The organism is Mesorhizobium sp. M0960 (assembly GCF_040319055.1).
Taxonomy (GTDB): domain Bacteria; phylum Pseudomonadota; class Alphaproteobacteria; order Rhizobiales; family Rhizobiaceae; genus Mesorhizobium.
Genome location: NZ_JAMYNN010000003.1, coordinates 385540 through 411990 on the forward strand (window position 1 = coordinate 385540; position 26451 = coordinate 411990).

At 62.9% G+C, this 26451-nt stretch carries 31 protein-coding genes; 11 read left to right on the forward strand and 20 right to left on the reverse strand.

The window, feature by feature from the left end:
- Positions 1-52 precede the first annotated feature (52 nt).
- On the reverse strand, positions 53-664 hold the full coding sequence (locus NKH63_RS10140) for a LysE family translocator (protein WP_352481743.1): 612 nt from the start codon (positions 662-664) through the stop codon (positions 53-55).
- 86 nt (positions 665-750) lie between these two features.
- Positions 751-1170, reverse strand: a complete 420-nt coding sequence (locus tag NKH63_RS10145; RefSeq protein ID WP_352481744.1) for a nuclear transport factor 2 family protein — start codon at positions 1168-1170, stop codon at positions 751-753.
- 170 nt (positions 1171-1340) lie between these two features.
- Here NKH63_RS10145 and NKH63_RS10150 point away from each other — a divergent pair, with 170 nt between their 5' ends.
- Positions 1341-2261 carry an AraC family transcriptional regulator gene (locus NKH63_RS10150; RefSeq protein ID WP_352481745.1) on the forward strand — a complete coding sequence of 307 codons (921 nt, stop codon included), beginning with the start codon at positions 1341-1343 and terminating at the stop codon, positions 2259-2261.
- A 38-nt stretch (positions 2262-2299) separates the two neighbouring features.
- On the opposite strand, the gene NKH63_RS10155 is transcribed toward NKH63_RS10150, so the two are convergent.
- From NKH63_RS10155 to NKH63_RS10185, 7 genes are all read right to left on the reverse strand, one after another.
- Positions 2300-2617 (reverse strand): YkgJ family cysteine cluster protein, encoded by a 318-nt coding sequence (locus NKH63_RS10155; RefSeq protein WP_036245865.1) that lies wholly within the window; start codon positions 2615-2617, stop codon positions 2300-2302.
- A 71-nt stretch (positions 2618-2688) separates the two neighbouring features.
- The gene (locus NKH63_RS10160; RefSeq protein WP_352481746.1) at positions 2689-2853 is read right to left on the reverse strand and encodes a hypothetical protein; all 165 of its coding nucleotides are present in this window, start codon (positions 2851-2853) and stop codon (positions 2689-2691) included.
- Between the two features lies 1 nt (position 2854).
- Positions 2855-3262 carry a hypothetical protein gene (locus NKH63_RS10165; RefSeq protein WP_352481747.1) on the reverse strand — a complete coding sequence of 136 codons (408 nt, stop codon included), beginning with the start codon at positions 3260-3262 and terminating at the stop codon, positions 2855-2857.
- A complete protein-coding gene (locus NKH63_RS10170; protein ID WP_352481748.1) occupies positions 3262-3489 on the reverse strand; it encodes a hypothetical protein in 228 nt (75 codons plus the stop codon). The genes NKH63_RS10165 and NKH63_RS10170 overlap by 1 nt, the downstream gene beginning before the upstream one ends.
- A 414-nt stretch (positions 3490-3903) precedes the next feature.
- On the reverse strand, positions 3904-4113 hold the full coding sequence (locus tag NKH63_RS10175; protein ID WP_010915421.1) for a cold-shock protein: 210 nt from the start codon (positions 4111-4113) through the stop codon (positions 3904-3906).
- A 429-nt stretch (positions 4114-4542) separates the two neighbouring features.
- Positions 4543-5331: an SDR family oxidoreductase gene (locus NKH63_RS10180; RefSeq protein ID WP_352481749.1), complete on the reverse strand. Its 789-nt coding sequence runs from the start codon at positions 5329-5331 to the stop codon at positions 4543-4545.
- Positions 5332-5378: 47 nt separating this feature from the next.
- On the reverse strand, positions 5379-5840 hold the full coding sequence (locus tag NKH63_RS10185) for a RidA family protein (RefSeq protein WP_352481750.1): 462 nt from the start codon (positions 5838-5840) through the stop codon (positions 5379-5381).
- 97 nt (positions 5841-5937) lie between these two features.
- On the opposite strand from NKH63_RS10185, the gene NKH63_RS10190 reads away from it, so the two are divergent.
- Positions 5938-6789, forward strand: a complete 852-nt coding sequence (locus tag NKH63_RS10190; RefSeq protein ID WP_352481751.1) for a LysR family transcriptional regulator — start codon at positions 5938-5940, stop codon at positions 6787-6789.
- Between the two features lie 19 nt (positions 6790-6808).
- Here the strand turns inward: NKH63_RS10190 and NKH63_RS10195 are convergent, their stop codons facing one another.
- From NKH63_RS10195 to NKH63_RS10205, 3 genes are all read right to left on the reverse strand, one after another.
- A complete protein-coding gene (locus NKH63_RS10195) occupies positions 6809-7564 on the reverse strand; it encodes an SDR family NAD(P)-dependent oxidoreductase (RefSeq protein ID WP_023722745.1) in 756 nt (251 codons plus the stop codon).
- Between the two features lie 82 nt (positions 7565-7646).
- Entirely contained in the window at positions 7647-8315 is a 669-nt protein-coding gene (locus NKH63_RS10200) for a glutathione S-transferase family protein (protein ID WP_352481752.1), read from the reverse strand.
- Positions 8316-8344: 29 nt separating this feature from the next.
- Positions 8345-9787: a patatin-like phospholipase family protein gene (locus NKH63_RS10205; RefSeq protein ID WP_023722743.1), complete on the reverse strand. Its 1443-nt coding sequence runs from the start codon at positions 9785-9787 to the stop codon at positions 8345-8347.
- A gap of 133 nt (positions 9788-9920) precedes the next feature.
- On the opposite strand from NKH63_RS10205, the gene NKH63_RS10210 reads away from it, so the two are divergent.
- Entirely contained in the window at positions 9921-10100 is a 180-nt protein-coding gene (locus tag NKH63_RS10210; RefSeq protein ID WP_352481754.1) for a CsbD family protein, read from the forward strand.
- 60 nt (positions 10101-10160) lie between these two features.
- On the opposite strand, the gene NKH63_RS10215 is transcribed toward NKH63_RS10210, so the two are convergent.
- Positions 10161-11297 (reverse strand): metallophosphoesterase, encoded by a 1137-nt coding sequence (locus tag NKH63_RS10215; protein WP_352917835.1) that lies wholly within the window; start codon positions 11295-11297, stop codon positions 10161-10163.
- Positions 11298-11416: 119 nt separating this feature from the next.
- On the opposite strand from NKH63_RS10215, the gene NKH63_RS10220 reads away from it, so the two are divergent.
- Entirely contained in the window at positions 11417-12010 is a 594-nt protein-coding gene (locus tag NKH63_RS10220) for a hypothetical protein (RefSeq protein WP_352481756.1), read from the forward strand.
- 60 nt (positions 12011-12070) lie between these two features.
- Here NKH63_RS10220 and NKH63_RS10225 read toward each other — a convergent pair whose 3' ends face one another.
- Complete coding sequence (locus NKH63_RS10225) at positions 12071-12664, reverse strand: LmrA/YxaF family transcription factor (protein ID WP_023722739.1); 594 nt, start codon at positions 12662-12664, stop codon at positions 12071-12073.
- A 150-nt stretch (positions 12665-12814) separates the two neighbouring features.
- Here NKH63_RS10225 and NKH63_RS10230 point away from each other — a divergent pair, with 150 nt between their 5' ends.
- Entirely contained in the window at positions 12815-13612 is a 798-nt protein-coding gene (locus NKH63_RS10230) for an NIPSNAP family protein (protein WP_352481757.1), read from the forward strand.
- A gap of 43 nt (positions 13613-13655) precedes the next feature.
- On the opposite strand, the gene NKH63_RS10235 is transcribed toward NKH63_RS10230, so the two are convergent.
- The 3 genes from NKH63_RS10235 to choX all read right to left on the reverse strand — a co-directional run bounded on the left by NKH63_RS10235 (position 13656) and on the right by choX (position 16905).
- Positions 13656-15104 (reverse strand): amidase, encoded by a 1449-nt coding sequence (locus NKH63_RS10235; protein ID WP_352481758.1) that lies wholly within the window; start codon positions 15102-15104, stop codon positions 13656-13658.
- A gap of 8 nt (positions 15105-15112) precedes the next feature.
- Positions 15113-15868 carry an alpha/beta fold hydrolase gene (locus tag NKH63_RS10240; RefSeq protein ID WP_352917836.1) on the reverse strand — a complete coding sequence of 252 codons (756 nt, stop codon included), beginning with the start codon at positions 15866-15868 and terminating at the stop codon, positions 15113-15115.
- Between the two features lie 101 nt (positions 15869-15969).
- Positions 15970-16905 (reverse strand): choline ABC transporter substrate-binding protein, encoded by a 936-nt coding sequence (gene choX / locus NKH63_RS10245; RefSeq protein ID WP_031195251.1) that lies wholly within the window; start codon positions 16903-16905, stop codon positions 15970-15972.
- 122 nt (positions 16906-17027) lie between these two features.
- Between choX and betI the strand changes: the two genes are divergently transcribed.
- The 5 genes from betI (at position 17028) to NKH63_RS10270 (ending at position 21179) form a co-directional block, all read left to right on the forward strand.
- On the forward strand, positions 17028-17630 hold the full coding sequence (gene betI / locus NKH63_RS10250) for a choline-binding transcriptional repressor BetI (protein ID WP_031195249.1): 603 nt from the start codon (positions 17028-17030) through the stop codon (positions 17628-17630).
- A gap of 115 nt (positions 17631-17745) precedes the next feature.
- Complete coding sequence (locus tag NKH63_RS10255) at positions 17746-18504, forward strand: SDR family NAD(P)-dependent oxidoreductase (protein WP_352481760.1); 759 nt, start codon at positions 17746-17748, stop codon at positions 18502-18504.
- Between the two features lie 145 nt (positions 18505-18649).
- Positions 18650-20047 carry a class II fumarate hydratase gene (gene fumC, locus NKH63_RS10260; protein WP_023722732.1) on the forward strand — a complete coding sequence of 466 codons (1398 nt, stop codon included), beginning with the start codon at positions 18650-18652 and terminating at the stop codon, positions 20045-20047.
- 128 nt (positions 20048-20175) lie between these two features.
- Positions 20176-20610, forward strand: a complete 435-nt coding sequence (locus tag NKH63_RS10265) for a DoxX family protein (protein WP_023722731.1) — start codon at positions 20176-20178, stop codon at positions 20608-20610.
- A 146-nt stretch (positions 20611-20756) separates the two neighbouring features.
- Positions 20757-21179: a DoxX family protein gene (locus NKH63_RS10270; RefSeq protein ID WP_352481761.1), complete on the forward strand. Its 423-nt coding sequence runs from the start codon at positions 20757-20759 to the stop codon at positions 21177-21179.
- A gap of 23 nt (positions 21180-21202) precedes the next feature.
- Here the strand turns inward: NKH63_RS10270 and NKH63_RS10275 are convergent, their stop codons facing one another.
- The 3 genes from NKH63_RS10275 to NKH63_RS10285 are packed head-to-tail and all read right to left on the reverse strand — an operon-like array spanning position 21203 to position 26056.
- Complete coding sequence (locus tag NKH63_RS10275; protein WP_352481762.1) at positions 21203-22264, reverse strand: serine hydrolase domain-containing protein; 1062 nt, start codon at positions 22262-22264, stop codon at positions 21203-21205.
- A gap of 58 nt (positions 22265-22322) precedes the next feature.
- A complete protein-coding gene (ppx, locus tag NKH63_RS10280; RefSeq protein ID WP_023722728.1) occupies positions 22323-23855 on the reverse strand; it encodes an exopolyphosphatase in 1533 nt (510 codons plus the stop codon).
- Positions 23855-26056 (reverse strand): RNA degradosome polyphosphate kinase, encoded by a 2202-nt coding sequence (locus NKH63_RS10285; protein WP_352481763.1) that lies wholly within the window; start codon positions 26054-26056, stop codon positions 23855-23857. Before NKH63_RS10285 ends, ppx begins: the two co-directional genes overlap by 1 nt.
- Positions 26057-26205: 149 nt before the next feature.
- Here NKH63_RS10285 and NKH63_RS10290 point away from each other — a divergent pair, with 149 nt between their 5' ends.
- Positions 26206-26451, forward strand: a complete 246-nt coding sequence (locus NKH63_RS10290) for a zinc-finger domain-containing protein (RefSeq protein WP_023722726.1) — start codon at positions 26206-26208, stop codon at positions 26449-26451.

Sequence of the window (26451 nt, forward strand, 5' to 3'; positions counted from 1 at the left end):
CAGGAAAGGTGCGAAACGGTTTCCGTCCGGAATTGCGTCAAAACAAAGAGATCTACCGGTCCGCCAGCGCCAGTTTGGCGCCGAGCATGACAAAGGCTCCGGCGAAGGTGCGGCGCATCCAGGTCAGCACCTTCGGCCGCGACACGACATGGCTGCGGACCGACGCCGCGAAGATGCCGTAACCGACAAAGACCACGAAGGTGAGCAGCATGAAGACGCTGCTGAGCTCCAGCATCTTCGACAGCGCACGCGGTTCGGTGGTGGTGACGAATTGCGGCAGGAAGGCAAAGAAGAAGATCGACAGCTTCGGATTGAGGATGTTGATGAGGATGCCCGAAGTGATCACTTTGCCGGCCGAGCGCGGCGCGACATTTTCGTCGACGCTCAGGCCGCCCTTCTCCTTCAGCGTGTTCCAGGCCATGTAGAGCAGGTAGGCGACGCCGAGATATTTCAGCGTCTCGAAGGCGACGGCGCTGGTGTGCAGCAGAGCCGCGAGGCCGGTGATGGCGGCCGCCATATGCGGAATGATGCCGAGCGTGCAGCCGAAAGCGGCAATGATGCTGGCACGCGCACCACGCGAAAGCCCGGCGCTCAGCGTATAGAGAACGCCAGTGCCGGGCGAAGCCACGACAATCAGCGACGTCAACAGGAATTCGATGCTCACAGATGGTCTCCCGGTGCTGGCCCTGCCGCCGGCAGCGTAATCAGCGAAACGTGCGGGCACAAGCCAGCCTGAGAGCCTATCCGCATTCAGATCATGCTATTGGCGTGCAGCTTGCTATCCGCGATGGGCTGCCGAACTTCCCAGTGTTCGACTAGCTTACTCTCGTTCAGCCTGAAAATGTCGACGATGGCCAAGCCCTCCTCTTCGGGTTCGCGTTTTGCGTGCATGTGCACGATGACGAAATCCCCATCGGCAAAAATCCGCTTCACCTCTCCCCTCACGAGGGGAAATGACTGTTTGAGCTGCTGCAGATAGGCTTTGAAGCCGTCCGCACCATCCGCAATGTTCGGATTATGTTGGATGTAGCGTTCGCCAAAATGCATCGAAGCAGCTTCGATGTTGCCCTGGTTTACTGCTTTGTCGATGAAGTCCAGGACGATCGTCTTGTTGGTCTCGAGCGAATTATAACTCTTGGCTGTAACTGGATTTGATGGTTCGTCACGCATGTTTTGCTCCGTGAGGTGCCTGCTTCTGCCTGGTGTGAACAGGAGCGTCCGCACGCCGACATTGCCAACATAATCAGCCACGCTTGTGAGATGGTCGATATGCCATTCCGCTAGATTCTTATCCAATCGTCTAATATCGTTGTCCGATTCATCATCGGAGGATGGTTCTCATGGATGCCTTGTCCGAAGTTCTTGCTTCGCTGAGATTTGGCAGCGCCATGATCGGCAGCGCGACCCTGCATCGGCCATGGGGTATTTCGGTCGATCCGATAAGGAATGCCGCCATCCACGTCATACAGAACGGCGAATGCTGGCTGCGGCTAGCCGGTGAAAAGGAGCCGATCCGCTTAGGCGAGGGAGACGTCATCCTTGTCGCGAGCGGTATCGGGCATGCCCTTTGCAATCCGGCGGATGCACCGACGGCATCGATATCCGCCGTCCTTTCCGCAAATCGGAGCGGACTGGAACCGAAAAGCGAGAGCGGCGCGACAACTCTTCTTTGTGCGAGATATTCACTCGACGGCGTCGGACCATATCCGATGGTTTCGCTGCTTCCACCGCTGATCCATTTGACCCGAAATCAGATCGACACCAGCGAGCCGCTGCGGCTTGCCCTGGAACTTCTGCAGGTCGAAGCAAAAAGCAATCTCGGCGGTCACGACATTGTCGCCCCACGTCTTCTCGACAGCACGTTGATCTTCTTATTGCGTGCCTGGATAGAACATCAGCCTCTCGGAACAGGCGGATGGTTTGGCGCCTTACGCGATAAAGGCATTGCGCAGGCTTTGCGCCTGATCCACGAGCGGCCGGATGGTCCCTGGACTATCGCTTCCCTTGCCAGCGGCGCGGCACAGTCCCGGGCCACCTTCGCGCGTCGCTTCGCTCAACTCGTGGGACAGCCGCCGCTGTCCTATGTGACTCGATGGCGGATGAACCTTGCCGCCAAGGCTCTGCGGGAAACGAACCAGAACATTGGCGAGATCGGGCGCGCCGTCGGATATGAGTCGGTGCCGTCGTTCTCGCAGGCATTCAAACGGTTGACCGGACGATCGCCCGGCCTCTACCGCAGCGACTTTCGCTCATCTGACTGACGAATTTCAAAAGTGAGACGCCAGCCCGAGGGCCGTCATTACAGCGTCGGCAGTCCGTGAGCCAGGCGCGCCATCAGGCAGTCGTCATCGCCCGGCATGCAGGCGCGGCAGACGTCGGGACGGATCTCGTAGATGCCGCAGGCGGTCGACTTGCCGACCTCGCCGCACAGTGCCGAACAGCGCGCGCCGTCGCAGCGCATGCCGGCTTCATCGGCAGCCACGTATTTTTGCGGGATAAGGTCGAGTTGCGCGTCATCCTCGGTTGAAAAGCGCGGCCATCTTGACGAGTAGGCGCAGCAGGCGCCACAGGTCTGGCAATCGAAGGCAACCGGATCGGCGCCCTCTTGTGGCGACAAAAAATCCTCTGCGACCGCCAGGGCAAGCAGCCTTGGCGCAGATTTCCGGCCGGCATTTTGCTGCAAGGGTGCTATTTCTTCTTCGGCTTGCGCGGCGGTGCTTCGGCCGGCGACCTGAACAGATCGGTACCCGCTTCGGCGGCTTCACCGGTTTTTGGTGCGGCGGCCGGCTTGGCCGGCTTCACGGCGGCAGTAGGCGCGGCCGGCTGGCCCTTGGCGGAAAACTTGATTGCCATATCAATCCTCGTCAGAGAAACGCGATGATGGCGCATTCGGATTGCGAAGGCGGCCGATGAGCGCCGAAACGGCCGTGATGTTCATTTCTTCGGGCGACCAGTTCCTGGCTTCCTCGATGTGCCGGGGCGCCAGCTCGCGATGCGTGCTGCCGCTGTAGGCGGCGTCCTGATAGGTCACGCGCTCGTGCGTCTTGGCGTTTTCCCGGACGTATTCGATCAGATAATTGGGGCATTCGGCACGGCCGCGCACGCCGAGCCGCACCTGGGCATCGCCGTGGACACGCCGGCAGCGCTCGAGCTTTTCGAGCACGCGCCGGACATATTCGACCGGCTTGTCGAGCTCACCCACGACATCGGCGATGGTCGAATCGGCGGCGATCGCCTTTTGAGGCCCGCGTTTGGTGGCCATCAGCGTTTGCCCGCGCGTTTCGGCGAGGCCGCGAGCGCAACCGCTGCCGCCATGTCGTCGGCTTCCTTTTCCAGGCGCAGTTCGCGCAGCCGCGCGGTCTTGGCTTCGCGCGCCTGGCTGACGGCATCCCGTTCGGAATTGATGCGGTCGAGCGACATCGACTGGGTCCGCGTCTTGCTAAAAATGGATTCGGCCTGGTCGCGGGGTCTTTTTGAAGTTGCGGTCAAGGTCTTTCTCCCGGTTCGGAGCGCGCCGCCGAAAAGTGGCGAGACTGGTCTTTCGGCCAGGATCCCGCACAAAGCAATACGGCAGCCGGTTTCAAATTGCTGGAACGTCCTCAGAGACCGTTTGGAAATTCTACTCTGACGGCCGTCTGATGGCCGTCAGAGCGAATTTCGAAACAGCCTCTTAGCACGTCCGGGCCGTCGAGCAGCGCTCTTTCGGCGGTCGAAGCGCAAAAATGAAAAAGGCCAGGCACCGCCTGACCTTCCATGAGAGCGCATGCGCATCCCGAGAGACGCGCAAAGAAACGTTCTTCTCATGCGCATGAACGGGGACTTAACCTCCCGCGATCATGTGCTGGAATTTGCCATTCACCGGTGCCAGTACATCCGTGGTCACCGGTGAGGCTGAATTCCGTTTTAGGCCGCCTTCAACTGGTCGGCGGACATCTTGCCCGACTTGTTGTCGCGGACCATCTCGTAGCCAAGCTTCTGGCCCTCGACGATGTCGCGCATTCCGGCGCGCTCGACGGCTGAGATGTGGACAAAAACGTCGGCAGAACCGTCGTCAGGCTGAATAAAACCAAAACCCTTGGTGGCGTTGAACCATTTAACTGTGCCTGTGCTCATAACGAACCCTTTCCATGGCAAATATTCGTTCGCCGTCATGCGGATGCACAACAACGTTTGTCTCGATTTTGATGGGGAAGTTCGTCAAAGGCGCGCCTCGGCACGCGGATAACAAAAGTCGGTCAAACAAACATCGACAAAATTCTTGTAGACTTCTTTGCGCGCTGTGTCAATTTTTTGATTTGCAACACTCGTGGAGATGCGCGGCGGCGGCAAATACGACAGCGAAAACCGGGCTATTGCCCGCCGAAAAAACCACTTAGCCGGGAACCATTTTGGCGCCGGAGCATTTTTTCGGTGTCGAACGCCGTTCTCGAAAGAGCGATCTTGAGAAAAGGCGGACGACCACCAGGACGCCCCCCGCGCAGATAAAAGGCACGAGGGGCGTTCCTGTGTGATGCGACCATTCGCGCCGCCGCCCCCTGCTCCTCACACCATGCCGCGACTGAGCCCGCCATCCACCGGCAAAGCCACGCCGGTAATATAGGCGGCGGCGTCGCTGGCCAGGAATGCTGCAACCGCACCGAATTCGGCGGGAGTGCCGTAGCGCTTTGCCGGGATATCGGCCTGACTCTCGGCGGCGATCACGGCAGCGTCGACACCCCTGTCGGCGGCGTCCATGGCGTCGAACTGTTTGGTCCGGTCCGTCGCAAAACGGCCAGGCAGCAACAGGTTGACGGTAACGCCGTCCGCCGCCACTTCGCCGGCCAGGGTCTTGGCCCAGCCAGCGAGCGACGCACGCAGCGCATTCGAGGCGGTAAGGCCGGGGATCGGCTCGCGGACGGATGTGGAGGAAACGGCGATGATGCGTCCCCAGCGCCGCGCCCGCATGCCTGGCAGGAAAGAAATGGCAACGCGCATCTGGCTCAGCACCATGCTGGTGAACTGCTTCTCCCAGACGCTCACATCGAAGACACTGGCCGCGAAGGGCGGCGGGCCGCCGCCATTGAGCAGGACGATGTCGATCCGTTGATGCTCGTCCTCGACGGCACGGATCAGCCGGGAGACGCTGTCGTTGTCGGAGAGGTCGGCGCTGAAGGTCGAGCAGATGTGGCCGGCGGCGTCGATCGCGCGCCGCGCCACATCCAGGGTCTTCTCCCCTCGTCCGACCAGGATGATCTCGGCGCCTTTCGCCGCGAGCGCTTCGGCGACGCCGAAACCGAGGCCCTTGCCGCCGCCGAGAACCAGCGCCTTCCGCCCCTCAAGATTTGCATCCATCAAGCCAAGCCTCCTGCTGGTTTCACTGGCTATTTCGAGCGACTTCCCTAGCGGACATGCACGATAGCGTCGGCTTCGACCGGAACATTGGCCGGCAAGCCGGCCATGCCGAGCGAGCAGCGGGCGTGCTCGCCACGCTCGCCGAAAACATGGAGCAGAAATTCGGATGCTCCGTTGCCGACCTCCGAATAGGCCGAAAAGCCGGCCGTCGCATTCACATAGACGGTCAGCTTGGCGAATTTCATGACACGGTCAAGATTGCCGTCCAGTTCCTTGTCCAGCCAATAGACGATGTTGGCCGCGCAGAGCCGGGCGGCGTTCTGCGCAGCAGCCAGATCGATCTCTCTGCCGACCTGGCCGATCGCGGCGATCTCCTGCGCGATCTCGGGAATCTGACCAGAGACATAGACGACGTCGGCGACCCGAACCGTCGGCGAGAACGGCAAAGCAGGCCGCTCGAGCGACGGCCAGGCGACACCGAACTCCTCAAATCTTCTTCTGTAGGACAAGGTGGCTGCTCCTGTTTTCGTTCGTGCAAGCGGACCTTGAATTCAGATCGGGCTTTCGGATAGCCTGATAGTGCTGACACAGCTATCAGGAATTCTTATGACTGGAGATATCGACGTCAGGCTGCTGCGCGCCTTCGTCACCGTGGCCGATACGGGAACGGTGAGCCGGGCGGCCGATCGACTTGCCCGCACCCAGGCGGCGGTGAGCATGCAGCTTCAGCGCCTCGAGGGTGAAGTCGGCGCCGAGCTGCTGCGCCGTTCGCCGCGCGGCGTGACGCTGACCGAGGCCGGCGAGATCCTGCTCGCCTTCGCCCGCAAGGCCATCGCGATCGGCGACGATGCCAGGCGCGAGATAGAAGGCCGCAGGCTGGTCGGCCGTGTCCGGCTGGGCATCATCGAGGATTTGGCGGTGACACGGCTGCCGCTGATCATTGCCGACTTCCGCCGCCGGCATCCTTCCGTGGAGATCGAGCTGACATCGGCCAGCAGCGCCGATCTCAGCAAGTCGCTGGGCGAAGGAAAATGCGACATCGTCATGGCCGATCCGGCGCGCTTCACAAAGGCGCCGCGAGGTCATCTGTCACGACAGCTGGTCTGGGCGGCAAGCCGCATGATCGAGATCGATGACGAGGTCGAGCTTCCGCTGGTCATCTTCGAAGGCGCCTGCTCCTGGCAGGACAGAATGCTGGCCTCGCTCGCCGAGGCCGGGCTCGGCTGGAAGATCGGCTGCCGCGTGTCGACTTTCGCGACGCTGATCTCGGCGCTGAGGGCCGGGCTTGGCATCGGCCTTCTGCTGCAGGAAGGACTGCCGCCCGACTGCCAAAGCCTCAACGGACGCTTCAACCTGCCGCCGGCGCCGATGGCGGATTTCGGCGTCTACCTTGCGAGGGACCCGTCCCGGCTGGTCGAGGAGTGTGGTGATTTCCTGCGGGCGGGATTCGAAGTCTAACGAAACGATCCGACGTCATTCACCGTTCCTGGTCGGTCGGGCGGATGACGATCTCGTTGACGTTGACGTGCGCCGGCTGGCTCACGGCGTAGAGAATGGCCGCGGCGATGTCCTCGGCGGCCAGCGCCTCCATGGCGGCGAGCCGCTGGTCGAGCCCAGTCTTCGCCGCCGGATTGGTGATATGGTCGCCGAGCTCGGTGCGCACCAGGCCGGGTTCGATGACGGTGACGCGAACCTTGTCGGAGTAGACTTCGCGGCGCAGCGATTCGGAAAAGCCGACGACGCCGAACTTGGTTGCGGCATAGCCGCTGGCGCCGGGATTGGCGACGCGGCCGGCGACCGACGAGACATTGACGATGTGACCCTTGGCGGCCCTGAGATGCGGCAGCGCCGCTTTGGTGACACCCATCAGCGCCAGCAGGTTGAGCTCGACCATGCGGCGCCAGTCATCGAGCACCGCCTCGGCGGCCGGCGACAGAAGCATCACCCCGGCATTGTTGACGAGGATGTCGAGGCGGCCCCATTCGGCGACAACCTTGTCGACCATGGCGGTGACATCGTCGTTGCTGGTGACGTCGGCCGCGATACGGAGTGCCGTGCCGCCGGCCTTTTCGATACGCGCGGCCAGCGCTTCGAGGCGATCGGCGCGGCGGGCGGCAATCGCCACCTTTGCCCCGGCGGCCGCCAGCGCCACAGCGGTTGCCTCGCCGATGCCCGACGAGGCGCCGGTGACAAGCGCGACCTTGCCGGCCAGTGCGGAAGAAACAGCTGTCATTGTGAAGTCTCCAAAGCCCCTGCCCGATCTTCAGATAGGCCGCGGGCCGCGAAGTGGAAGACCAGCTCGCCGGTTGCTCGGCTCATTCGTCGGGGCCGGGCTCCGGCCATGGCTCCTTCGCCGCCTCCGCATACCAGTGGCGCATCGCCGGCATCGAAAGCACGGCATCGACATAGGCGCGGGTGTCGGGCGCCAGCGTGCCGCCATAGGTGTCGAAGCGGGTGACGACCGGCGCGTACATGGCGTCGGCCGCGGTGAAATGGCCAAACAGGAACGGCCCGCCTTTGCCGTATTTTTCGCGGCATTCGCGCCATAGCCCTTCGATGCGCGCCCGTTGCGTCTCACCTTCGGCGTCGAGCGGCTTGTGGCCCTTTGGCCGGCGCAAATTCATCGGCCAGCCATAGCGGACCTCGCGAAAGCCCGAATGCATCTCTGTCGCCGCCGAGCGCGCGAGCGCACGGGCGCCGATATCGGCCGGCCAGAGCTTCTTGTCGGGAAACAGCTCGGCAAGATATTCAAGGATGGCAAGGGTTTCCCAGACGATCCGGATCTCGCCATTCGGCAGCCGATGGTTCAGCACCGGCACCTGGCCGGTCGGCGATATCCTGGCCAGATTGGCGGCGGTCTCGGGCGTGCGCAGGCGCACAAAACCTTCCTCGAACGGTATCTCCAGATGCTTCATCGCCAGCCATGGCCTCAGTGACCAGGACGAGAAGCATTTGTTGCCGATGAAGAGCGTGAATTCAGCCAAGATGGTCTCTCCGTGTCGAGCCCAGCGGCTCAGTTTGCTTGTGCCGCGGCCAATTGTGCCCCCGGCGTGACGCCGGCGCGAGCGCGGATGGCGGCGACCGCCTTGGTGATATCCGTATTGACCAGCAGCGCCTCGCGACCGGCCGCGATGGTGAGGTCGACCTGATCGACCGGCAATTTCAGCCGCGTCGGGACAGCGTTCAGCTTGGCCTGTGTCGCCTGGTCGAGGTCGGCAAAGGACAGATATTGGACCACGAGTTCAACATCGCGGCAATCCCAGCCGGCAGTCGAGCCGCGATAGGCAGCCACGGTCGAGGTCGGCAAAGCACAGCGGTAGCGGACCAATTCACCGCGCCATTGCGAGACGGCCAGCTTCAGTGCGTCGGCTTCGTCGCGCACCGCGGCCGCCATGGTGGTGCTCGTCACGGCGTCGAGCAACTCGCTAAGCCGCGGTCCGTGGATAGACTTGGCCCAGCTCACGTCGTTGTCGGCGCCGGCGTCGGCAACGATGAAAAGCAGCGTCCTCAACCGGACAGCGGCGGCCGGCGACAGCGGACCATAGGGGGTGCCGGCGGCGGAGCGCTCCAGGGTAAAGCCGGTGACGCCGAGATTATCGGTCAGACCACCGTCCAGCAATTTCACATAGTCGAGGGGATCGGCGTTTTGATAGGAATCGAGCGCGCTGGCATAGGCCTTGAGCCTGATCGAGGCATTGTGATCGGCCAGTGCCCGGCTCAACCATTGCGGCCTGCGGTAGCCGCAATCCGGGCTGGTGGCGGAAACCACGATCGGCGCGAAGACCACCGGCACGGCAGCGGAAGCCGCGACCGCATCAGCCAACCGCATCTTGTCGAGATCGCTACAAAGCGCCGCGAAAGTGTCGTAGCTGAACAGAAATGGCGTGCGGTTATAGATATCGGACGCGTTGATCCAGATGATGGGCCGGTCCGGCTTGGCGAACGCCTCGAATGTCGCATCGTCGAAGAGATTGTCGTTCAGCCATTTGGCAAAACCGCTGCGGTCATTGACGCCGCCATAGTAGGCGCGGACAAGGTTGAACGGCGACAGCCTTGTTCGAAGGTCGGCCTCAGCATTCTGGATCAGGAACCGTTCGCGAAAGTCGCGGTAGCCGTCCTCGCCCTTGTAGCCGAAATAGGCGGCAGTCACCGCGCCGCCTGATGCACCGGAAATCATCCTGATGTCATCGACCAGCGTGCGCCGCCGCGGCTGCTCGTCGATGACGATGTCGTCCAGCGCCCGCAGAACGCCGTAGGAGAAGGCCGCGGCCCGGGTGCCGCCACCGGAGAAGGCGAGGCCGAGCACAGTCGAGCCGTCGTCGCCCGGATCTGGAATGAAAGCCGGCGACGGCCTGCCGGCTTCGGGCGTAAAGACGTTGATCGGCCCGACATCATCGGCGACGCAGCCTGCCAAAAGCATGGACGTCGCAACGGCACAGGCAAGGCGAAAACGCATCGAAATCCCCCCGGGCAGAGCCTAGCCGCATTACCGCGCCGGGTGCAACCGGTTGTCCGGCGATGCATGGAACCGAAGCGGTGCCTGACCGTTTGCCTCGCAAATAAAACTCCCGAACTCCAGGAGATGCGCGATGGTGAACAAGGATCAGGTGGCAGGCGTCGCCAAGCAAGCCAAGGGCTCGGTCAAGCAGGCCGCCGGCAAGGCCACCGGCAACAGGCGCACCGAGGCCGAAGGCGACGTCGACAAGGCGACCGGCAAGATGCAGAAGGCTTACGGCGACGTGAAGGACAAGGTGAAGAAGGCGCTTTGACACTGGCCCCCTTCGCGAACCAGGAAAAAGGCGGCTCGGCCGCCTTTTTTGCGCCCTCTCTTACCGTAAGAAAGTCAGGCTTTTGCTGTATGCATTGGTGAAGGTGACCTCGCCATGATTTCCGGCGGCTTCGCCCAGCACCACATCCATGCTGTTTCCGGTCACCCGCGCCAAGGCAAAGCCGCCCATGAAGGCGGCCTTCGGTTTGAACAAGTCGAGCCCGTCACGGCGGTAGATCATCGGCGTTGCGTGCTGGTGGCCATGGAAGATGCCGACGACATTGTAGCCTTTCAGCACGGCCAGCAGCGCCTGCCTGTCGACTTCGCTCCACCAATGCGGCGGACCCGTGCCGCTGTCGTCGAAGGTTCTCTCGGTGGCGTCCCATCTTTCGATCGAAAAAGTATCCCAGCCATAATGCTGGAACAGGATGACCGGGCGGCCGTCGCCGGCATAGGTCGCCAGATCCTGCTTCAGCCATGGCAGGCTGTTGGCGGCGCCGTGGCCGGTATCGCCGGCAAAACGGTGCGTCTGGACAAGATGCAGACCGCCCCAATCCCATGAATAGCAGTCGGTCTCGACGTCGTAGTCGGTCGCCGGCGCAGGCGGCTTGAAGAACACGCCGGGGCGGTGGTTGACCTCGACATAGTCGCGCATTTCGCGGCGGTACCAGTCGACATGCGAGCGCGGGCCGTTCTGGTCGAGGTCGTGGTTGCCGAGGCCGACATAGACGGGCATGTGCACACGGTCGGGGCCGACGCCCTGCTGGTAGCGCTGGCTGAACTGAAGCAGCTGCGTGCCCTCGCTGGGCTGGGTGATCTGGCCGCCGCCGTCATCGGTGATGTCGCCGCCGACGACGAGGCCGAGCGGCGTGCCGATGTTGCCCGTCGAGCGCAGGCCGGTGGCAACGCCTTCGATTTCAGCCGGCCATTGTCTGTCACCGACGCCGTTGAGTGCGGCGACGTTGCGCAGCAAGGCAGCGTCGGTCTTGCCCTCCTGCTCGCAATGCGGGCTCAATCCGTTCGCCATTCGGCAGGCATGGACATCAGCGATAAACAGGAAGGTGGCGTCGATCGGCGGGATGCGCTGCCCGGTCTGGCCGAAGGCCGGGCGCGAAACGGCGCCGGCCGCGGCAACGGCCGCTGCCTGCATCAGGAAGCTGCGCCGAGAAACCGGTAGGGCGGGAATGCGATGCATCATGCGCTAAAATTCAGCACGACGCGGATCGGCAGTCCAGTTGCTCGCAAAGTATGTCGACACGTTCTCCCAGGTCTGGCATTGCTTTCGGCATTCAACTTGCGCGGGCAGAGGAGGACGGCATGAAAACTGCATCCATCGGCATGACAATGGCCATTCTGGCGGTGACGAGCGCAGCGCATGGCGCCGAGTGCATCGACGTCAAATCGGCCAAGGCCGGCTTCATTCTCGAAAGGCCTGGCATCCACAGCGAATTTCGACGGGCAGCGGGCGGAATGGTGGCCGTTGCCAACAAATACCAGTCGCAATCGCCGCAGTCGCAGTACCTGTTCGGCGGACTGATCGAGGTGTTTCGCGACAGCAGCACGGGGCAGCTGGCGATGATCCCGTTTTCCGATCTCAGGAAGGTGTTCCCGCTGAAGGCGGGGGCTAAGAACAAGATCGTGTTTGCCCGCCTCGCACCGAACAAGCCGCCGAAGGGCACCGAGACGCTGGAGATCAACGTCAAGGGCAAGGAGACGTTCAGCCTGGGTGAATGCAAATACTCCGTGCTCGCGGTCAAGCAGACGATCAGGAGCGAGGCCGGCGAGACGCGGGACGAGTTTACCGCGCTTTACGCACCCGACTTGCAGGCAGTTGTGGCCAGGCGCTATGACGAGGGCACCAGCGCCGAAAGCGTGGTCGGCTACGAGCTGATCAAGCCGCTGCCGAATTAAGAGCTCGGCCTCCCCACCTCGGTCATAGTGAGCGACGGCGGCGCCTCTGTCCTGCCGGCGTCAAGGGGCTTTGTGGAGTATCCTGCGACGTCGCCTCGTGACTCCCTGTTCCAAGGCCATCAGGCAGTCGCGCAGCACTCTTGTGTCCTGTGCGGTCTTGGCCATCGACATGGCGCCGGAATAGGTGGCGACGGCGAGCGCTGCGAAGCGCTGCGGATCGGTGCCCTGCTCCCGGCCCGCCTGCTGGTCGGCCCTGATCTTGTCGGCAATCGCCTGACGCCAGGCCGAAAAAATGTCGGCAAGGGCAATGCGGAAATCCGGATCGGCAAGCGACAGTTCGTGCGCCAGATTGTTGAGCGGGCAGCCGCGCACGAATCCCTGCTGCTCCAGCTCCGCCGCGACGGCCGCGAACACGGCGCGCACGCCCTCCCGCGCCGAGCCGGCCCTCCGCACTGGCGCGATCCAGGTCTCCTCGACGGCGGCGGCGACCCGCTCTTCGATGACTGCTAGCGCCAGCGCCTTCTTGGTCGCGAAATGGTGGTGCAGCGCGCCGCCGGTGACGCCCGCCGTCGCCATCAAGTCGCCCATGCTGGAGGCGTGATAGCCGCGTGCCTGAAACGCCTCTTCGGCGACATCGAGCACCTTTTTGCGCATGCCTTCGGGGTCATTGGTGCGTTTTTTAGCCCGCGCCTTTGGGCGGGCTGTGGTCTCTGCTGACATTTCCACACGATAGCAGATTGACAAAACAGGACAACCGGTCTGTTTTATAAAACAGGATGACTGTCCTGTTTTTGAGATCGAGCGATGAACCTGCCTTTGAATGCCGCGCCTAAATCCGATCTGCTCGCCTCGCCCGTCGTCGAACTTCGGCAATACACGCTGAAACCTGGCCGACGCGAGACGCTGATCGGCATCTTCGACAATCATTTGATCGAGGGCCAGGAAACCGCGGGGATGACCATCATCGGCCAGTTCCGCGACCTCGACCGGCCAGATATGTTCGTCTGGTTGCGCGGCTTCGACGGCATGATCGCGCGGAAGCATGCGCTGGCCGCCTTCTATGACGGGCCGGTCTGGGCGGCCTGGCGCAACGCCGCCAACGCCACGATGATCGATTCCGACGACGTGCTGCTGCTGAAACCGGCTTGGCCGGGCGCCGGCTTCGACCTCTCGGGATCGCAACGAGTACCCCAGACGGATCTCGAAGAACCAAGCACAAGCAGTGCTTTGCAGGCAATTGTTGTCATCAGGATTCATCATTTGCGACCGGGCCTCGAAGCCGGCTTCGCCAGGGATTTCCAGACCGGGGCTCTTCCGGTTCTTGCCGCACTTGGCGGACAACCGCTCGCCGCCTTCGTCACCGAGCATGCCGAAAACAGCTTTCCGCGGCTGCCGGTGCGGGCCAGCGAAAACGTCTTCATCAGCGTCACGGGTTTCGACAGCGCCGAGGCGCATACCCGCCACGAGGCGGCCTTGGCCGCCTCCCCAGACTGGCAGGCGCTTCAGCAGACCGTACAACGGGAATTCGCCAGGCCCGCGGAGGTTTTGCGTCTGTTACCGACGGCGCGATCGCTGCTCGGGCAGCACCCAATTTCGGTATGAACCAACATCGTCGACGCCTCCTACGTCGCCGGAGCCTCCTGGTTCATGCCTGAAAGTGTCTGGCATGGATCGCCTGGTAACGCGCCGTCCATGCGGTTGCCTGCTCCAGGTCAAGGGAAACGCGCAGCAGACGGTGATCCTCGTTCTTGCGGCCAATGAGCTGGATGCCAATCGGCAGGCCGCCTTTCGACTGGAACAGCGGCAGGCTGGCGGCCGGTTGGCCGGTGACGTTGAAGATTTCCGTGAAAGGCGCAAAGCCGTAAGCCCGGCTCGCCCAAGCCTCGTAATCAAAGAGAGCACCATCGCCATGGATGGCGCCAAGCCGGGGCGGCAGGCCGGCCGTGGTCGGCGTCATGATCAGGTCGAACGCATCGAACGCCCTCGCCATCGCCAGCGAAGCGCTGTGCACATGGTCCTGCGCCCTGAGATAGTCGGCGGCCGAGGACCGTCGAAAACAGTCGAGCGCGTGACGACTGAGGCTTTCGATTTCGCCGGCCCCCGGCATCCGCCCGATCTCGTCGGCGCGCTCGTCAACCAGCCGCGCGACCTCCGACATCCAGAAGATGCTCCAGTCCGCTTCGGCGCTGCCTTCCCGCGGGAAACGCGCCTGTGTGACCTCGTGCCCCATATCCTCGAGGAGGACCATGGCTTGACGTAATTTTTCCTCGATCTCGGGCGCGACCGGCGCGCCATCCGGCCGGTGCGCCAGGCACGCGACGCGCAGATGCTCGCCGGGCGAAGACAGCCAGTCCAGGTAGGACGGCACCGATTTTGACACGGAGTAAGGCGCTCCTTGTTCTGGACCGGCAGTTATGTCCAGCATGGCGGCGCTGTCGCGAACGGTGCGGGACAGGACGTTGTCGGCGTAGAGCCCGGCGCCGACCTGACCTCGACAGGGGCCGACAGGCGTGAGTCCGCGCGACGGCTTCATGCCGAACACGCCGCAACAGGCAGCCGGCACCCGGATCGAGCCGCCGATATCGGAACCGTGGGCGACCGCCACCATGCCGCTTGCCACCGCGGCAGCAGCTCCACCGCTTGAGCCGCCCGCCGTCAGCGAAAGATCCCAAGGGTTCAAGGTGGGGCCGCGAAAGCTGGGTTCGGTGACGAAGTCATTGGCGAATTCAGGCGTGTTTGTCTTGCCCAGCAAGATCAGACCGGCGGCCCGCCATCGCCGGACGATCTCGCTGTCGGGTTTCGGCGCGGCATCCTTGAAGTAGAGCGACGAGTGCGTCGTCGGCCACTCCCGCACATTCACGCCGGTGTCCTTGACCAGGAAAGGAATGCCGGCGAGTGCGGCGTGCCGGTTGCAGCTTGCCGCCGCGGAAAGCGCCCGGTCCGCATCGATCAGTGTCACGGCATTGATGGCGGGATTGATGCTTTGGATTGCTTCGATAGCCGCCTCGACGACCTCGACAACGGACAGTTCGCCCGAACGAACGTGCCCGGCCAGGGCGACGGCATCCAACGCCACATATTCGGAAAGGTTCATGACTGCTCTCAGCCCGGACTGCCGGTCGCGTCGGCCGTCGACTGGGATCCAGCTTTACTCCGGACCTTGAAATATCGGGCGATGGCTGCCGCGACCAATGCCGGATCCTCCCAGTGCGGGTTATGCCCGCACCGCGCCGCGCCCACGAACTCCGCGGCAGGGATTTCTTCGAGGAGCCGCTGTTGGTGCGTTTCGTCGAAGAGCAGGTCGCGCCCGCCAGCAATGACAAGCGCCGGCAGGCGCAGCGTACGCGCCTTGTCGGTAAGATCGACGCGCCGAACCTGCTCCAGGATTGCTCGCCAAAGTGCTGCCGGCATGGCTGACGCCTCCTTTGCAACCATGGTCAGGAAGTCCGCTGGAACCTCGGCCTCGCAGGCATGCCAATAGTCATAGAACGGATCGGCCGGCGATATCGGGTCTCGAAGTGCCCGCACACCAATGGTCATCGGGTGATCCTCACCGATCTGCGGCCGCACCGTTCCGGCCATCAGCACTAGGCCGCCAATCATCTCGGGATAGCGCGCTGCTGCCTCGATCGCCACCATACTGCCCAAGGAATGCCCGACCAGAACCGGCCGCTCGAGGCGCAACCGCTCGATCAAACTCACCACATCTTCCGCGAAATCCGCTGACGCGAAGCCGCGTGTCCCGGCCGGCGAGGCGCCATGCCCGCGCAGGTCTGGGATGATAAGCCGGCGCCCGGCGAGATGCGGCGCCAGCAAGGAGAAGCTGCGGCTCGTGTCGGAGAAGCCGTGCACCAGCACCAGCGCGGGCTCCTGCCCGGCGATTTCGACGCAGGCCGTTTCAGTGCAGCCGGCACCGACCTTGCGCTTGCGGCCGTTCCAGCCAGCCTGATCGACCGATATCAAAGGCCGAGCTGCTGCTTGACCGCGTCGAGCGCGGGCTTGCCATCGAATGTGGTGACACCGGCAAGCCAGGCGCCGAGCCTATCCGGATTCCCTTTGATGGCCTTCAGGCCGGCTTCCTCAGGCTTCAGGCCGTCATTGATGAGATAGCCCATGCCGAGATTTTCGAAATCGATGTCGAAGGCGAGGTTCTTCAGCAACTGCCCGACATTCGGGCATTGCTGCAGATAGCCCTTGCGCACCTGCGTCGTCACCGTCGCGGCGCCGAAGTTCGGGCCATAGAACTTGTCGCCGCCGCTCAGATATTTGAAGTCGTACATCGTGTTCATTGGATGCGGCGCCCAACCCTGGAAGACGATGAAGCGCTTTTCCTTGATCTCGTAGCCGACCTCGGAAAGCATGCCGGCTTCACTCGATTCGACGACCTGCCAGCCATCGAGGCCCAGCGACTTATCGGCGATGGCGTCCATCATCAGCTGGTTCGAGCCCGGCTCGATGCCATACATCTTCCTGCCGAACTTGTCGGCGAACTTTTGCAGGTCGGCAAAATCCTTGACGCCGGCCTCCCAGACGTAAGTCGGCACGGCAAAGGTGTATTTGGCGCCGACGAGATTGACGCGCACATCGTCTACCGAGCCGTCCTTCTTATAGGGCTCGTAATAGGTGATCATCGCCGGATCCCAATAGCCAAGGAACACGTCCAAATCATTGTTCTTCAAGGATTCATAGATGACGTTGATGCCCAGAAGCGAGCTTGCCGGTTTGTAGCCGAGCGCATCGAGCAAGACGCTGGTGACGCCGGTGGTGAAGGCAAGGTCGTTCCATCCAGGCTCGGCCATGCGCACGACCTTGCATTGTTCAGGTTCAGCCGCAAAGACCGGCTGGGTCGCCAGCAGGACCCAGAGCGAGGCGCCTATTCCAAGGCTACGAAGCATTTCGGTTCTCCTCATTTCACCAACGGTGTTGACCATTCGGTCCTTATATTGTCCCACCGGTCAATTCTTGATCTCGGCGGACGAAAATGTCAACGTCGGTTTTCGATGCATGGATCCGGCCCGTGAAACTCAAGCGCCTCAGCGACATACGCCGCAAAGAGCTGCGGCAAGCCGCCTTTGCCGTGCTTCAGCGCGAAGGCATAGCTGGCGCCACCATAGAAAAAGTGGCGGCACAGGCCGGCGCGTCGAAGGGCATCGTGCTGCATTATTTCAACAGCAAGCGGGAACTGTTCGAGCACGCCATGCGCGAGTCGAACCTGGTGCTGCGTCATGCAGTGGTCGAGCGGCTGAAGCAGGCGCGCACCCCAATGCAACGGATAGATGCCATCATCGAAGGCAATTTCGAGCCGCATCTTTTCCAGCCGTCCCTCTGCCATGCCTGGCTTTCGCTTTGCGCGGAGGTGCCGCGCGACGAAAAGCTGGCCCGCATCCAGAAGGTGATCCATGCGCGCATGCGCTCCAACCTGCTGTCCGGCCTGCGCGGTCTGATGCCGGCGCCCGATGCTGACGAGATCGCCTTCGGCGTCACCGCCCTGATCGACGGGCTATGGTTGCGGCTTGGCCTGCAGCCCGGCAGCGTCACGCGTGAACAGGCCATTCATCACGTCAAGGAGTTTGTCGCTACCCGCCTGGCTGTTCGGCGCGATGCAGCCGCTGCCGAATAGACCATCGTGCCCGACAGCCGAAGTTCATACTGTAGGATAGGCTGGCGGCTTGACCACAGTTGCCAACGGCGCTGCTCTCCTTGTCAGACAAGACGGCATTGCGCGGGAGTGTTGGATGAGACTGGGCGGCAAACGGGCACTGGTCACCGGCGGCTCGGACGGGATCGGGCTGGCAATCGCCGAGGCGTTTTTGCGCGAAGGCGCGGACGTGCTGATCGTCGGCCGCGACGGCAAAAAACTCGACGCCGCCCGCAAGCAGCTCGGGGACGGCGTCGAAACGCTGTCGGCAGACCTGTCGGCCAGCGCCGGCATCGACGCCGTGGTCGAGCATGCCAGGTGCGGCCCACCTCTCGACATCCTCGTCAACAATGCCGGCGTGGCGTTCCTGGCGCCGTTCGAGACCGTCAGCGAGGACCAGTTCCAGCAGTCGTTCGCGCTCAACGTCACGGCTGTATTCTTCCTCACCCAGCGACTGTTGCCGCATCTCGCGCCGGGCGGGGCATCGGTCATCAACATCTCATCCTATTTTGCGCACAAGATGATCCCGAAGCGGCCGTCCAGCCTCTATTCGCTATCGAAGGGCGCGCTCAATTCGCTGACCAAGTCGCTCGCCTTCGAGCTCGGGCCGCGCGGCATAAGGGTCAATGCCATCGCGCCCGGCACGGTCGACACCGCAATGCGGCGCAGGTCGATCGAAAACCTGCCGGAAGCCGCGCAGGCCGAGCTCAAGGCCTATGTCGAGCGCAGCTACCCGCTCGGCCGCATCGGCCGAACCAGCGATCTTGCCGGCATCGCGGTCTATCTCGCCAGCGACGAAGCGGCGTGGACCAGCGGCGGCATCTTTGCAGTGGATGGAGGGTACACGGCGGGGTGAGGAGCGCGCGCTCTTCCTTCTCCCCTTGCGAGAAGGAAAAGGCGCTGCTTCAACCGATTTGCATCCCCATCGTCCGCAATCTCCGCTTGAAGGCATTTGTGCAACGCGATACGCCGTTTGCAAATTTGCAACCCGGAGAGACTTCGTGAGCGCGCCAGAGACCAGAACCGAAACCGACACGTTCGGTCCCATCGAGGTCGCCGCCGACCGTTACTGGGGCGCGCAGGCGCAGCGTTCACTTGCCAATTTCAAGATCGGCTGGGAGAAACAGCCGGCGTCGATCGTGCGGGCGCTGGGCATCGTCAAGCGGGCCGCCGCCGAAGCCAATATGGAGCTGAAGCGACTCGATCCGGCGATCGGCAAGGCCATCATCGAAGCCTCCCAGGAGGTCATCGACGGCAAGCTCAACGAGCATTTCCCGCTGGTCGTCTGGCAGACCGGCTCGGGCACCCAGTCCAACATGAACGCCAATGAGGTGATCTCCAACCGGGCGATCGAGCTTTTGGGCGGCATCATGGGCTCGAAGAAGCCGGTGCACCCAAACGACCACGTCAATATGAGCCAGTCGTCGAACGACACCTATCCGACGGCCATGCACATCGCCTGCGCCGAGCGCATCATCCACGACCTGCTGCCGGCGCTGAGACATTTGCATGCGGCACTCGAGGCCAAGACCAGGGCTTTCGCCCACATCGTCAAGATCGGCCGCACCCACACCCAGGACGCGACGCCGCTGACGCTCGGCCAGGAGTTCTCCGGCTATGCGGCGCAGGTCGCCTCGTCGATCAAGCGCATCGAGATGACCCTGCCAGGTCTGCAGGAATTGGCACAGGGCGGCACCGCGGTCGGCACCGGCCTCAACGCGCCGGTCGGTTTTGCCGAAAAGGTGGCGGCACGTATCGCCGCGATCACCGGCATCGATTTCGTCACGGCGCCGAACAAGTTCGAGGCGCTGGCCGCCCATGATTCCATGGTCTTCTCGCACGGCGCCATCAATGCCTGCGCGGCAGCGCTGTTCAAGATCGCCAACGATATCCGCCTGCTTGGCTCCGGCCCGCGTTCGGGCCTCGGCGAATTGTCGCTGCCGGAAAACGAACCGGGCTCTTCGATCATGCCGGGCAAGGTCAATCCGACACAATGCGAGGCGATGACACAGGTTTGCGTGCAGGTGTTCGGCAACAATGCGGCGATCAGCTTCGCCGGCAGCCAAGGCCATTTCGAGCTCAACGTCTACAATCCGCTGATGGCCTATTGTTTCCTGCAATCGGTACAGCTGCTGGCCGACGCTTCGGTGTCGTTTACCGACAATTGCGTCGTCGGCATCGAGGCCCGCGAAGACAACATCAAGGCAGCGCTCGACCGTTCGCTGATGCTGGTGACGGCGCTGGCGCCGACGATCGGCTACGACAACGCCGCCAAGATCGCCAAGGCGGCGCACAAGAACGGCACGACGCTGCGCGAGGAAGCGCTGGCGACCGGGCTGGTCAGCGAAGCCGATTATGAGCGGCTGGTGCGGCCGGAGGACATGACGCACCCGGGGTAAGTTGATCGCGAAAACGTTACCTCGGTGAACAATCCGTAACCAATCTGACGTCTTTGGTGAACAGTCGGCATGCGCTAACTGGACGGCTATCCCAAGTCGTTTGGCCAAACCCTTCTGGAGAGTTACGCATGTCCACCAACACGTCCACCAACACTTCGTTTGCCGGGTCCGGCACCGCCTCCGGCGCCTCGGGCACGATCCTGCTCGGCCGCATCCTGCTTTCGGTCATCTTCCTGCTTTCCGGCTTCGGCAAGCTGACGGCGATTGCCGGTACGGCCGGCTATTTCGGCAGCCTTGGCCTGCCGCTGCCGATGGTGACCGCCATTGTCGTTGGCCTCATCGAACTGCTTGGCGGCCTCGCCATCCTCGTCGGCTTCCAGACCCGGATCGTCGGCTGGGTGATGGCGATCTTCACCGTCGCCACCGCGCTGGTCGCCCACACCGGCTGGGCCGATCAGATGCAGATGATCAATTTCATGAAGAACCTCGGCATTGCCGGCGGCTTCCTCGTGCTCGCCTCCTCGGGTGCCGGCGCGTATTCGATCGACGCCAAGCGCGGCTGAAGCGGCCCAGCATTGCCTAGACAAAAGGGGCGCGGAATTTTCCGTGCCCCTTTTTCGTTGTCGGAATGCGTCGGTCGATCTGCTGGCCGGAACTCTGCTAAGATCGGGCGCTGGGCCAAAACGGCCGCTGATAACGGAGGTGAATCATGCCCCGCAATGCGCTGCTCTTGCTGTCCCGGCTGCTGCTCGCCGCACTGTTCGTGCCGTCCGGCTTCCATGCGCTTGCCGACATCGCCGGCACATCTAGCTATTTCGCCGGCCTCGGACTGCCGCTGCCAACACTCGCTGCCTGGGGCACGGGGCTGTTCGAGCTGATCGCCGGGCTGCTCATCCTCGTCGGCTTCAAGACGCCGATCGTGGCGCTGCTGCTCGCCGCCTTCTGCATCGCGACCGCCTTCATCGGTCATTACGGCCAAGGCGGCGACGATCCGACGCTGACCTTCCTGCATTCACAGATGCTGATGAAGGACATTGCCATGGCAGGGGGTTTTCTGGCGCTGGCAATGGCTGGTGCGGGCGCCTGGTCGGCCGACGGGCGTGGCATCGGCGTCGGTGCCGAAGCGACCTGAAAGACTGGCGTCAGCACAGATCATCAGGCGTTCAGGAAATTGGCCAGAATGATCTCGCGCCAGACGCGGGTCGGCGTCACCCAGGCATCCTGGGCGTTGTACTTGCCTGCATAGATCACGGCGGCGATGTCGGCCTCGGGCATCAGCCAGAGCCGCTGTCCGCCATTGCCGAAACCCCCATACCATGATTTCGGGGCGGCGAATGCTGGCGCCGGCGCGTCGCCGGTGAACCACAACCGGCCATAACCAAGGCCGTCCGGCGTCGAGATTGTGGCTGTTAACGACGCGTTTATCCAGCCTTCCGACGCGATCCTCTCTCCATTCCACAGACCCTTGCGAAGAAGGAGTTGGCCGATCTTCAAAAGATCAGGGGCCGCCAGCCTGAGGCCGGACGCTACGGAGGCGACGCCGTCACCACCAGCCGACCAGTGAAAGCGCTCGATGCCAAGCGGCGCGAAAAGCGCCTCGCGCGCGAAATCCGGCAGGGATTTGCCGCAGCCTCTTTCAATGATCGCGCCAACCAGCGCGACGCTGCCGCCGGAATAGATCCAGCGGCTCCCAGGGTCGGCGATGATCGGCCGCTCAAGGATGAAGCGATAACGATCGGGCGCGTTCTCCATCGCGATCTCGCTGTTCTGCGGATCGCTATAGGGACGGTTTTCGTCCCACTCCATGCCGAGCGTCATCGTCAGCGCATGGCCGATCGTGATCTTCTCACGCGCGGGATCGGCGGCGAGATCGGCGTATTCGGGAAACAGCGCGAAGAGCGGCGCATCGGGTGGCGGCACCAGTCCCGTGTCGAGGGCAATGCCGTAAAGCAGGCTGACGATGCTCTTCGTTACCGAGCGCAGATCGTGCAGCGTGCCGGCGTCAAAGGCGATCTGCCCGATCGGGCGCCCCCATTCTTCGTCCCTGCCCTCGGCATAGTGCTCCAGGAAGACCTTCTCGGAGCGGGCAGCGAGAACGATGTGCAGGTCGCGCAACAGGCCGGACTCGAGCCCGGCAAGCAGCTTGCGGTGGATCGCTGGATCGAAGCCGAGCGCTTCTGCTGCAGCTACGGACGGAGATGACGATGGGATGGTCATGGAATTTTTCGCTCCGCGTTTACCCCACCGTCCCGAAATGCTGCCTTGGACCGCCCGTTCACTTCACAGACATACTCGGCCCGCCCTCGACCGCCAGCACCAGTCGGCGGTTGGTGACTCTTGCCAGCTGTGCCAGCCGGCCAGCCGGCCGCTCGCCGTAAAGATCGGCCAGCGCTGCCGGCAGCACTAGCGCCAGCACGCCATTGCCGCGGTTTTCCCATTTCAGCCGCGGCATGACGCCCGGCATTGCCGCGGTCAACAGATAGACGACGCGCAACAGCGCCGCCAATACCCGGGCGCGTTCGAGATAGCGCGGTGTCGCCAGCCCGCGGATTTCCGGAGCGGCTTCATTGAACACGCCCTCGTGGCGAAACAGGCTGACAAGCGCCAGGAAGGCGCGGCCGGGATGGTCGACGCCGATGAACGAGGCGTGGGCGATGATGTTGAGCGATTGCTTGCCGCGATATTCGGGATGGGCGCGCCAGCCGATATCGGCGAGCAGGCAGGCGGCGTGGCGGTAGCGCGCCTCATCCCTGGTTTCGTCGATGCCGAAGGCAGCGAAGGCCTTACCGGTCCATTCGACAAGCTCATGCGCGTGGTCGACCGATCGCGAGCGCAGGCGGGCAAGCTCTTCCGCCGCCGAGATCAGCGGATCGGCTTTCTGTTCGGCCTTGTCGAGCAGCGAATAGAGAAAGCCCTCGCGCACGCCCAGCGCCGACACGATGATCTTCGACGGCTGCATCGCCGCCATGATCTCCTGCAGCACGATGGCGCCGTAGGGCAGCAGCGAGCGGCGGTTCTTGGAGACGCCCTCGATGCCCTTGACCTTATCGATCTCGGCTTTGGCGACCTGCCGGAGGAAGCTCGCGGCGCTTTCGATGCCGATCTCGTAATGGTGCATGACGCCGAGCGGGTAGTTGGTCATTTCCATGTGCAGACGGGCGAGGTTTCGCCAGGTGCCGCCGACCGTGTAGAAGGCCCTGCCCTGTCCGCCCTTCAGCAATTTCGCCCGCGCCAGTTGCTCGCGCGTGATCTTTGCCGCCTGGGTCAGCGAGTTCTTCGCCATGTCCTGCAGGCGCAAGCCGCCCAACGGCAGGGTGATGCCGTCACCGATCGCCTCGCCGTCGATATCGATCAGTTCGAGGCTGCCGCCGCCAAGATCGCCGGCGATGCCGTTGGCCGGGTGGAAACCGGAGATGACGCCGAGCGCCGAATAATGGGCTTCCTCGCGGCCGCTCAGCACCTGGATCTCGGTCTTGAGTACATCCTCGGCGCGGTGGATGAAGTCGGGGCCGTTGACCGCCTCACGGGCGGCGGCGGTCGCCAACACATACATGCGCTCGGCGCCGGCCTGGTCGGAGAGCGCGCGGAAACGGCGGAACTCTTCCATCGAGCGCGTCACCGCCTCGGGATCGAGCTTTCCGGTCGAAACGATGCCGCGGCCGAGGCCGGCGAGCATCTTTTCGTTGAACAGCAAGGTCGGCGAGCGCGCCAGCCCTTCATAGATGACAAGACGGATCGAGTTCGACCCGATATCGATGATGGACAGCGGTCGGCGGTCCTGAAGCCGGCCCTGGGACGCTGAAATCATCAGCCCGTCGCTGCGTTCTGTTTCTTGCGGCGCTTGAACTGCGCGATGCGCTTGGGCGCATGCGACTTCAACGCATCGCCCCGTCCGGACAGGCTCGGATTGGTCATGAAATATTCCTGCGCGTTGAACGGTTCCTCGCCCTCCTCCAGCACAACGCGCCGGGAGGTTCCGTCAGCCAATACGTCGAAACTTTGCTGGTTGTCCATGATGTTGCCGAGCATGATCTGGCCGAGCACCTGTTCATGCACAGTTGGATTGGTGATCGGCACCATGGTCTCGACGCGGCGGTCGAGATTGCGCGGCATTAGATCGGCCGAGGAGATGTAGACGATCGCCCCGTCCGATGGCAGGCCGTGGCCGTTGCCGAAGCAGTAGATGCGGCTGTGCTCGAGGAAGCGGCCGACGATCGACTTCACCCTTATGTTCTCCGACAGGCCCGGCACCTGCGGTCTCAGGCAGCAGATGCCGCGCACGACGAGATCGATCTCGACGCCGGCGCGGCTGGCATCGTAGAGCGCATCGATGATGATCGGATCGACCAGCGCATTCATCTTCATCCAGATGCGAGCCGGCCTGCCATCCAGCGCGTGGCCGATCTCGTCCGAAATATGCTTGAGGATGCGGTTGCGCAGCGTGAACGGCGATATGGCCAGCCGCATCTGCTCGGCCGGCTCGGCATAGCCGGTGATGAAATTGAACAATTGCGCGACATCGCGCGCGATCGTCGGATCGGTGGTGAAGAAGGACAGGTCGGTGTAGATGCGCGCGGTGACCGGGTGGTAATTGCCGGTGCCGAGATGCACGTAATTGCGTAGCCTGCCATCCTCGCGCCGCACCACCAGCGACATTTTCGCGTGGGTCTTCAGCTCGAGAAAGCCGAAGACGACCTGGACTCCGGCGCGCTCGAGGTCGCGCGCCCAGCGGATGTTGGCCTCCTCGTCGAAGCGCGCCTTGAGCTCGACCAGCGCCGTCACCGACTTGCCGGCCTCGGCGGCGTCGACCAAAGCCCGCACGATCGGGCTGTCGTTGGAGGTGCGGTAGAGCGTCTGCTTGATCGCCACCACTTCCTGATCGGCCATCGCCTGGCGCAGGAACTGCACCACCACGTCGAAGGATTCGTAGGGGTGGTGGACGATGATGTCCTTCTCGCGGATGGCGGCAAAGCAATCGCCACCATGCTCGCGGATGCGCTCCGGGAAGCGCGGATTGTAGGGCGTGAACTTCAGATCGTCGCGAGCGACGGCGACGATCTCCGAGATCTGGCTAAGCGCCAGCGGCCCGGTAAGCACGCTGATGCGGCTGGCCGAGACGCCAAGCTCGCCGGCGACGAAGTCGCGCAATTCGGACGGCATCAGCCTGTCGAACTCGATCCGGATGACCGAGCCGCGGCGGCGACGCTTCAGCGCCGTCTCGAACAGCCGCACCAGATCTTCGGATTCTTCCTCGACCTCGATATCGCTGTCGCGGATGATGCGGAACGTGCCGGAGCCCTTGACCTCGTAGCCGGGGAACAGCTTGCCGATGTAGAGACTGACCGCCTCTTCGAGCGGAACGAAGCGGACGTGATGCTTGCGATCCGGCAAGCGGATGAAGCGCCTCAGCGCTACCGGCAGGCGCAAAAGCGCGCTCATTTCCTCGCCGTTCTTGCGGTGGCGCAATTGCAGCGCCATCGAGAAACCGAGATTGGGAATGAACGGAAACGGATGCGCTGGGTCGATCGACAGCGGCGTCAGGACCGGAAACACCTGCTCCTGGAAATGGTCCTCGAGCCAGGTCTTCTCGTCCTTGGTCAGCGCATCGCGGGTGATGCTCTCGATGCCTTCCTTGTTGAGCTGCAGCATCAGCGCCGAAAGGCTGTTCTGCTGGTCCTCCTGCAGGCGCTCGACCTCGCGCAACAGCTGTTCGAGCTGCTGCTCGGGGGTGCGCCCGTCCGGGCTCTTCAGCACGATGCCCTCGCGCACCTGGCCGGCAAGACCGGCGACGCGGACCATGAAGAACTCGTCGAGATTGGCCGCCGATATCGACAGGAAGCGAACGCGCTCGAGCAGCGGATGATTGGCGTTCAGCGATTCCTCGAGCACGCGCCGGTTGAATTGCAGCCAGGAAAACTCGCGGTTGACGAAGCGGTCAGGATTGCCGCCTTCGCGGCTCGCAGCCTCGATGGTGATGAATTCGCTTTGCACCGGCTTCAGTTCGTTCATGGTTCCTGCTCTTCCTACACCAGCCGTCGGCGCCAGCCTTAACCGGCTTAACTTATCCTCTGACAGGCTTTTGCGACAGTTTCATTTCATCGATCTTGCAAAGAGACGGGTTATGATCCAGATCCAATCGACAAGATCAGGAGACGACGATGGCAGGCGGTTCCATTCCCCATTTCCAGAACGATGCGGGCTATCCGGCAATCGACATCGGCGTCAAGGAATTCATGTGCACCGGCGCCAATCCGCCTTTCGACCATCCGCATGTATTTCTCGACATGGGCGACGACAATGAAAAGGTCTGCCCCTACTGCTCGACGCTCTATCGCTATTCGCCGAAGCTGAAGGCATTGGAAACGGTGCCGCCGGGCTGCCTTTATATCGACCAGGCCGCCTGA

Excerpts from the sequence above, each read along its gene's own strand:
- NKH63_RS10145 (WP_352481744.1), bottom strand. The coding sequence starts at position 1,170 with ATGCGTGACGAACCATCAAATCCAGTTACAGCCAAGAGTTATAATTCG.
- NKH63_RS10150 (WP_352481745.1), top strand. The coding sequence starts at position 1,341 with ATGGATGCCTTGTCCGAAGTTCTTGCTTCGCTGAGATTTGGCAGCGCC.
- NKH63_RS10160 (WP_352481746.1), bottom strand. The coding sequence starts at position 2,853 with ATGGCAATCAAGTTTTCCGCCAAGGGCCAGCCGGCCGCGCCTACTGCC.
- NKH63_RS10165 (WP_352481747.1), bottom strand. The coding sequence starts at position 3,262 with ATGGCCACCAAACGCGGGCCTCAAAAGGCGATCGCCGCCGATTCGACC.
- NKH63_RS10175 (WP_010915421.1), bottom strand. The coding sequence starts at position 4,113 with ATGAGCACAGGCACAGTTAAATGGTTCAACGCCACCAAGGGTTTTGGT.
- NKH63_RS10180 (WP_352481749.1), bottom strand. The coding sequence starts at position 5,331 with ATGGATGCAAATCTTGAGGGGCGGAAGGCGCTGGTTCTCGGCGGCGGC.
- NKH63_RS10190 (WP_352481751.1), top strand. The coding sequence starts at position 5,938 with ATGACTGGAGATATCGACGTCAGGCTGCTGCGCGCCTTCGTCACCGTG.
- NKH63_RS10195 (WP_023722745.1), bottom strand. The coding sequence starts at position 7,564 with ATGACAGCTGTTTCTTCCGCACTGGCCGGCAAGGTCGCGCTTGTCACC.
- NKH63_RS10205 (WP_023722743.1), bottom strand. The coding sequence starts at position 9,787 with ATGCGTTTTCGCCTTGCCTGTGCCGTTGCGACGTCCATGCTTTTGGCA.
- NKH63_RS10210 (WP_352481754.1), top strand. The coding sequence starts at position 9,921 with ATGGTGAACAAGGATCAGGTGGCAGGCGTCGCCAAGCAAGCCAAGGGC.
- NKH63_RS10215 (WP_352917835.1), bottom strand. The coding sequence starts at position 11,297 with ATGATGCATCGCATTCCCGCCCTACCGGTTTCTCGGCGCAGCTTCCTG.
- NKH63_RS10220 (WP_352481756.1), top strand. The coding sequence starts at position 11,417 with ATGAAAACTGCATCCATCGGCATGACAATGGCCATTCTGGCGGTGACG.
- NKH63_RS10225 (WP_023722739.1), bottom strand. The coding sequence starts at position 12,664 with ATGCGCAAAAAGGTGCTCGATGTCGCCGAAGAGGCGTTTCAGGCACGC.
- NKH63_RS10230 (WP_352481757.1), top strand. The coding sequence starts at position 12,815 with ATGAACCTGCCTTTGAATGCCGCGCCTAAATCCGATCTGCTCGCCTCG.
- NKH63_RS10235 (WP_352481758.1), bottom strand. The coding sequence starts at position 15,104 with ATGAACCTTTCCGAATATGTGGCGTTGGATGCCGTCGCCCTGGCCGGG.
- choX (WP_031195251.1), bottom strand. The coding sequence starts at position 16,905 with ATGCTTCGTAGCCTTGGAATAGGCGCCTCGCTCTGGGTCCTGCTGGCG.
- NKH63_RS10255 (WP_352481760.1), top strand. The coding sequence starts at position 17,746 with ATGAGACTGGGCGGCAAACGGGCACTGGTCACCGGCGGCTCGGACGGG.
- NKH63_RS10265 (WP_023722731.1), top strand. The coding sequence starts at position 20,176 with ATGTCCACCAACACGTCCACCAACACTTCGTTTGCCGGGTCCGGCACC.
- NKH63_RS10270 (WP_352481761.1), top strand. The coding sequence starts at position 20,757 with ATGCCCCGCAATGCGCTGCTCTTGCTGTCCCGGCTGCTGCTCGCCGCA.
- NKH63_RS10275 (WP_352481762.1), bottom strand. The coding sequence starts at position 22,264 with ATGACCATCCCATCGTCATCTCCGTCCGTAGCTGCAGCAGAAGCGCTC.
- ppx (WP_023722728.1), bottom strand. The coding sequence starts at position 23,855 with ATGATTTCAGCGTCCCAGGGCCGGCTTCAGGACCGCCGACCGCTGTCC.
- NKH63_RS10285 (WP_352481763.1), bottom strand. The coding sequence starts at position 26,056 with ATGAACGAACTGAAGCCGGTGCAAAGCGAATTCATCACCATCGAGGCT.
- NKH63_RS10290 (WP_023722726.1), top strand. The coding sequence starts at position 26,206 with ATGGCAGGCGGTTCCATTCCCCATTTCCAGAACGATGCGGGCTATCCG.